Below are 5,478 nucleotides of genomic sequence, written 5' to 3'. Positions count from 1 at the left end.
TGCACCGAAGGTGCCAGGGTGAGGCGCCGAAGGCGTCCCGAAGGGGTAGCGAGCTTGCTCGCTACCCAAGTAGGTCACGAGCGCGCCAGCCGCCAGCGGCAATACGCCCCCACGCCAACACAAAACCCCGCCGCCCGCCGGAGCCTGCCTCCTGTGGCCAACCTATCACCATGCTGGTATGGCTCTTACACGGCGAGGAGCGCTCATCTTCGGGCAGTCAGACTGCTCCCGTCTCCCCGTGTTTGAGAGCATTTCATGAAAGCCCACAAGAACATCGCTCCCGAACTCCCCTCCCTGACAGGATGCGCTTACAAGCAACGTAAGAGTGGCTCGGAATTTCTTCCGTGGAGCCCCCGTGAACAGGCTTCATTTCGCTGCTGGGCGCAGGTTGGCATCTGATGCACGAAAACGGTGCTCTAATCCTGCCATCACGGTGTTATTTTCTGTATTCCAAGGCTCCATTGCGCTCAGGGAAAGTGGTAAGGTTGGGCCTGATTTGCGCTTGTTGTATACGTCGTGACGACAGGCGGTCTCGGGTCGTTTGGTGTAAGCCAGCGGTGATGCCGGGGCCAGGTTCGGGAATTTGCAGGGTAGGCCTGCATCGCTCTTTCCGCAGGAAGGGGCCGTTACTTTCGTTTGGATTTGGGAAAAGGTTAAGGACTATGGCATCAGATAATAAAGCCGGTGTAATGAATCCGTTGCAAGCGCTGCAGCAACGGCTCCAGCAGCATGGTGACGCGGTTGCGTTTGTCCAGCCCTTGGGTGGTGGAGAGCTGCGCGAGTACACATGGAAACAAGTTGACGAAGAAGCCAGAAAGATTGCTGCCTATCTGCACGCTCAAGGTATGCAGAAAGGTGATCATGTGGCGCTGGTCTCCAAAAACTGTGCCGAGTGGATTATCACCGATGTTGCCATCTGGATGGCGGGTGGTGTCAGTGTGCCTCTGTACCCAACGCTGGTGGCGGAAACGGTCCGGCAGATCATGGAACACAGCGAGTCGAAGTTCCTGTTTGTCGGCAAGCTGGACGACTGGGACATGATGAAAGCGGGTGTGCCGGATGGTGTGAAACAGATCGCCTTGAGTCTGGCGCCAGAAGATGCCCTCAATGCCTTCCCGAAGTGGTCCGATATTATCCGTGACACTGCGCCGCTGGCAGAGGTAAACGCCCCTGACATGGCGGATCTGGCCACGATCGTTTATACCTCTGGAACCACAGGGATGCCGAAGGGTGTGATGCACGACTTCCAGGGGCTCTCTATCGTTGGCGAAAAGATGATCAAGGTGTACAACCTTGAGCCGAACGAGCGGATGATTTCCTATCTGCCGCTGTCCCATGTTGCCGAACGGGTTGCAGTGGAAATTGCGGTGCTTTATGTGGGCAACAAGATCTTCTTTGCTGAATCTCTCGACACCTTCGGTGAGGATATCAAGCGTGCCCAGCCGACCGTGTTCTTTGCCGTGCCGCGGATCTGGTCCAAGTTTTACCAAAAGGCCTCTGAGGCTGTGCCGCCGAAGAAGCTGAACACACTGCTCAAGATCCCGTTCCTGAACAAGATCATCAAAAAGAAAGTGCTGGGGGCGATGGGGCTGGATGAGTGTCGTATTGCACTGTCCGGCGCGGCGGCCCTGTCGCCGGAGATCATTACCTGGTTCAAGAAGCTCGGTCTCGAGATTCTTGAGGTATACGGCATGACAGAAAACCTGGCCTGGTCCCACACCACGGAAGAAGGTGATCAGCAGATCGGTTGGGTCGGCACACCAAACGATGGCGTTGAGTGCCGTATCGGTGATGGTGGTGAGATCATGGTGCGCAGCCTGGGTAACATGAAGGGTTACTACAAACAGCCAGACAAGACCGCGGAAGACCTGACTGAAGATGGCTGGCTGCACACCGGGGATGTTGGTGAGATTGATGCCAAAGGCCGTCTGCGCATCACCGGTCGTGTGAAGGAAATCTTCAAGACAGAAAAGGGTAAGTATGTTGCGCCGGCTCCGATCGAGAACCGTATCGTAACCCTGCCGGGTCTGGAGCTTGCCTGTGTGATTGGTCAGGGTATGCCGCAACCTATTGCGCTGCTTAATATCACCCCGGAAGAGCAGGAAAAACTGTCGAAGGGTGCTGAGAAGGAGCACTTCACCAAGGAGCTCGAGAAGCTGCTGGCGAGGGTGAATGAGCAGATCGATCCCCATGAGCGAATGTCCACCCTGGTGGTGTGCAAGGAAGCATGGACGGTGGAAAACAACATGATTACACCGACCCTCAAGCTCAAGCGTAACGAAATCGAAAAACACTACGCTGACGGGATCGCCCAGTGGGGCAAAACCCGCGGGGTGGTTTGGGAAGCTTGAGTCTGATGAAAGAGGCGGATCAGACACTGATCCGCCTGCTCTCCGATGGCGAATGTCGTTCCGGCTCCGAGCTGGGAAAACTGTTGGGTATCTCGCGGGCGGCGGTCTGGAAGCGTATTCAGCGCCTGGAGCAGTTTGGGCTGGCGCTGGAGTCGATCAAGGGGAAAGGCTACCGCTTGAGCCAGCCCCTGCACTTGCTTGAGCTGGACAGAATCACTGAAAGCCTCGCGGACCGTGCCCGGTTGCAGTACAGCTGGGTTACCGAGTCCACCAATGCTGATGCGCTGGCGCTGCCAGGGCCCGTATCGGTTCCCCATCTTTTCATCAGTGAATGCCAGTTGGCCGGACGAGGGCGGCGTGGCCGCCAGTGGCAGTCCCCGTTTGCTGCCAATATCTATCTTTCCCTGCGCTATAGTGCTGCTGGAGGCTTCTCAACCCTTGGTGGGTTAAGCCTGGTAGTGGGGGCGGTTGTTGCCCGTGCGCTGGTCGCCTTGGACCCTTCCTTGCCGGTGACGATCAAATGGCCCAATGACATTGTGATCAATGGCAGCAAGGTAGGGGGCATCCTTATTGAGCTTGCGGGTGAAATGGATGGCCAGGTGGATGTGGTCATCGGCATCGGGATGAATGGGGCGATGACGGCGGCACAAGCTGCTGACATTGATCAGCGGTGGACCGGGCTGGCTGATGAAATGCAGGGTAATTACGACAGAACCGCCATTGCCAGTGTAGTGCTTGATGCGTTGCTTGACGCTCTGCCCCTATTCTCGGAACGGGGGTTTTCTGCTTTCTCGGCACTGTATGCCCAGTTCGATGGTGTGATGGGGCGGCAAGTGAGAGTGATCTCTGGTGACAGTGAGTTGCTTGGAACGGCTTGTGGTGTCACTGACGAGGGTGCGTTGAAAGTGGATGATGGCATCCAGGTCCGCGAGCTGTTTGGTGGCGAGGTCAGTCTGAGGCTGCAATGAAGTTGTTTATTGATATCGGCAATACTGCCATGAAGTGGCGTTACCGGCGAAGCGGGTCGGTGGTGCAGGGCGGCTGTCGCCACGGGCGGGACTGGCGTTCTGTCGTCACAACGTTATTGGCGGGCGCACTTGGTGAGGGTGGGTTGACGTCTATCTGGGTGGCATCGGTGGCGGGCAGGGAGGCGGATGCCGAGGTTGCCGGGTTGCTGCAGGTGGCCACCGGGATTCAGCCGCAGTTCTACTACTCGCGTCAGTCCCATCATGGGGTGACCAGCTGTTATCCGGATCCGGTGCGATTAGGGGTAGACCGCTGGGTGGCCATGATAGAAGGGTTTCGCCGCTTTGGAGCTTGCATCATTGTTGATTGTGGCAGTGCCCTGACCATTGATGCGGTGGATGCGAGTGGCCGTTTTATGGGGGGCTATATCGTGCCTGGGCTGGGTATGCTGCGTGGCGCATTGCTCCGTGACACGGCTGATGTGCATATTGAGCCTGGGGCGTCGTCACTGGGTTTGGGGCAGTCCACCGGCCAGTGTGTCCATAATGGATTGTTGCGCATGTCTGTGGCCTTCGTCACGGAGGTGGTGGTTGAACTGCGCCAAGTGCTTGATGATACTTGCAAAGTGCTGGTGACCGGTGGTGATGGGCCGGAGCTGCTGGACGTATTTGCATTTGATTATGCGCACATGCCGGATCTGGTGCTGGATGGCCTGGAGTTTGTGGCCGGCGAAGAACAATAAGTTGGGGGCATGCCTGTGCGGTGGATATTCTATAGCTTGTTTGTAGTGAATTTGGTGTATCTGGGGCTGCAGCTTACCAAGTCGGTGGCGCGTCAGCCGCAGGTCTCCCTGCGTGCGCCGGCCAGCATGGCCTTTGAGGATGCTCTGGTGTTGTTGTCCGAAAGCCCGCAGTCCCGCCGTGATGCCGCCCGGACTGCTGCCCGCGGGACGCTATGCCCTGTGGTGGGCCCCTGGGAGAGTCGCGACGCGGCTCAGGCGGGGGCGGTGCAGCTGAGAGCGTCCGGCGTATCGGGCGATGTGCGCTCGCTGACCGTCCAGCAGGACCGGTTGAGCTGGGTGTATTTGCCTCCTTACACGGATCGTGAGCGGGCTCTGGCGGTTCTGCACGAGTTGCAGGATCGAGGGGTGGACAGCTTTATCGTCAAGGAGGGCGAGGATGCCAATGCCATTTCTCTGGGTTATTTCTCCAGTGAAGAGTCTGCCGAGGGGCTTCGGGTGAAGATGCGCAATGCCGGCTACCCGGCCTTCGTGCGGGAAACGTCCCGCCCGGTGACGGAATACTGGGTCTATCTCACAGATCCGGAGCCAGAGGGCAAAGAAGGTGTGACGGTCTTTCTTGAGGCAAATCAGTCTCTTAAGCTGGATAGGGTCGCCTGCCAATAAGGGGTTGCGCAATTATTAGGCGTTCAGTCGTTAATTGGATTGCGCCCCACATATCCTTTCTATAGAATTCGCAACCCTTGTGAGCTGGCGTAGCTCAGTTGGTAGAGCAGCTGATTTGTAATCAGCCGGTCGGGGGTTCGACTCCTCTCGCCAGCTCCAGCTTATTAAACGTTGCTAACTACTTGAAAATCTGTTGACAAGTGGTTGGGGCGTAAAGAGAATGTAGGCCCTTTTCTGGAGGGGTTCCCGAGTGGCCAAAGGGATCAGACTGTAAATCTGACGCGAAAGCTTCGGAGGTTCGAATCCTCCCCCCTCCACCAGATTAAGCGTAGATCGGTGACGATCTGCAAGCCGGAAGGCTGGCAAGGCATCGGAAGGTTTGCGGGCATAGTTCAATGGTAGAACCTCAGCCTTCCAAGCTGATGATGCGGGTTCGATTCCCGCTGCCCGCTCCAGTTCCGGTAAGGTTTGGTCGCTGCAAGCGGCATGAAGGTTATGCTCATATAGCTCAGTAGGTAGAGCACACCCTTGGTAAGGGTGAGGTCACCGGTTCAAATCCGGTTATGAGCTCCAATTTCCGGGCCCAGGTATATCCTGGGCCCGGCTTCATGTGTCTTGCTGGTGCCAAGGCGGTCTGTGTTTTCTGAATGCAGTCCTTAAATGTGTCTTTTCGGTTGTATGTACGCCATATGGCGAGAAAGCGCAGCCAAGTTGAGAGGTGAAGAGTCGTGGCAAAGGAAAAGTTTGAACGTAATA

At 56.8% G+C, this 5,478-nt stretch carries 4 protein-coding genes and 4 tRNA genes; all 8 read left to right on the top strand.

The genetic code is table 11. The features are described 5' to 3' along the window. Nucleotides 1–662: 662 nt before the first annotated feature. Entirely contained in the window at nt 663–2,351 is a 1,689-nt protein-coding gene (locus A15D_RS16835) for an AMP-binding protein (RefSeq protein ID WP_102792872.1), read from the top strand. 5 nt (nt 2,352–2,356) lie between these two features. Next, nucleotides 2,357–3,319, top strand: a complete 963-nt coding sequence (locus A15D_RS16830; protein WP_102792871.1) for a biotin--[acetyl-CoA-carboxylase] ligase — start codon at nt 2,357–2,359, stop codon at nt 3,317–3,319. Further along, nucleotides 3,316–4,059 (top strand): type III pantothenate kinase, encoded by a 744-nt coding sequence (locus A15D_RS16825; RefSeq protein ID WP_102792870.1) that lies wholly within the window; start codon nt 3,316–3,318, stop codon nt 4,057–4,059. Before A15D_RS16830 ends, A15D_RS16825 begins: the two co-directional genes overlap by 4 nt. Nucleotides 4,060–4,104: 45 nt before the next feature. Further along, the gene (locus tag A15D_RS16820) at nt 4,105–4,722 is read left to right on the top strand and encodes an SPOR domain-containing protein (protein WP_233192289.1); all 618 of its coding nucleotides are present in this window, start codon (nt 4,105–4,107) and stop codon (nt 4,720–4,722) included. Nucleotides 4,723–4,805: 83 nt separating this feature from the next. Then, nucleotides 4,806–4,881, top strand: a tRNA-Thr gene (locus A15D_RS16815). 77 nt (nt 4,882–4,958) lie between these two features. After that, nucleotides 4,959–5,042, top strand: a tRNA-Tyr gene (locus tag A15D_RS16810). Between the two features lie 61 nt (nt 5,043–5,103). Next, nucleotides 5,104–5,177, top strand: a tRNA-Gly gene (locus A15D_RS16805). A 42-nt stretch (nt 5,178–5,219) separates the two neighbouring features. Then, nucleotides 5,220–5,295: transfer RNA gene (locus tag A15D_RS16800), tRNA-Thr, on the top strand. Nucleotides 5,296–5,478 lie beyond the last annotated feature (183 nt).

This window comes from Alcanivorax sp. MD8A (genome assembly GCF_002888555.1).
Lineage (GTDB): Bacteria > Pseudomonadota > Gammaproteobacteria > Pseudomonadales > Alcanivoracaceae > Alcanivorax.
The sequence above is the reverse complement of the archived record's forward strand: the minus strand, read 5'-3'. Positions and strand labels throughout refer to the sequence as shown.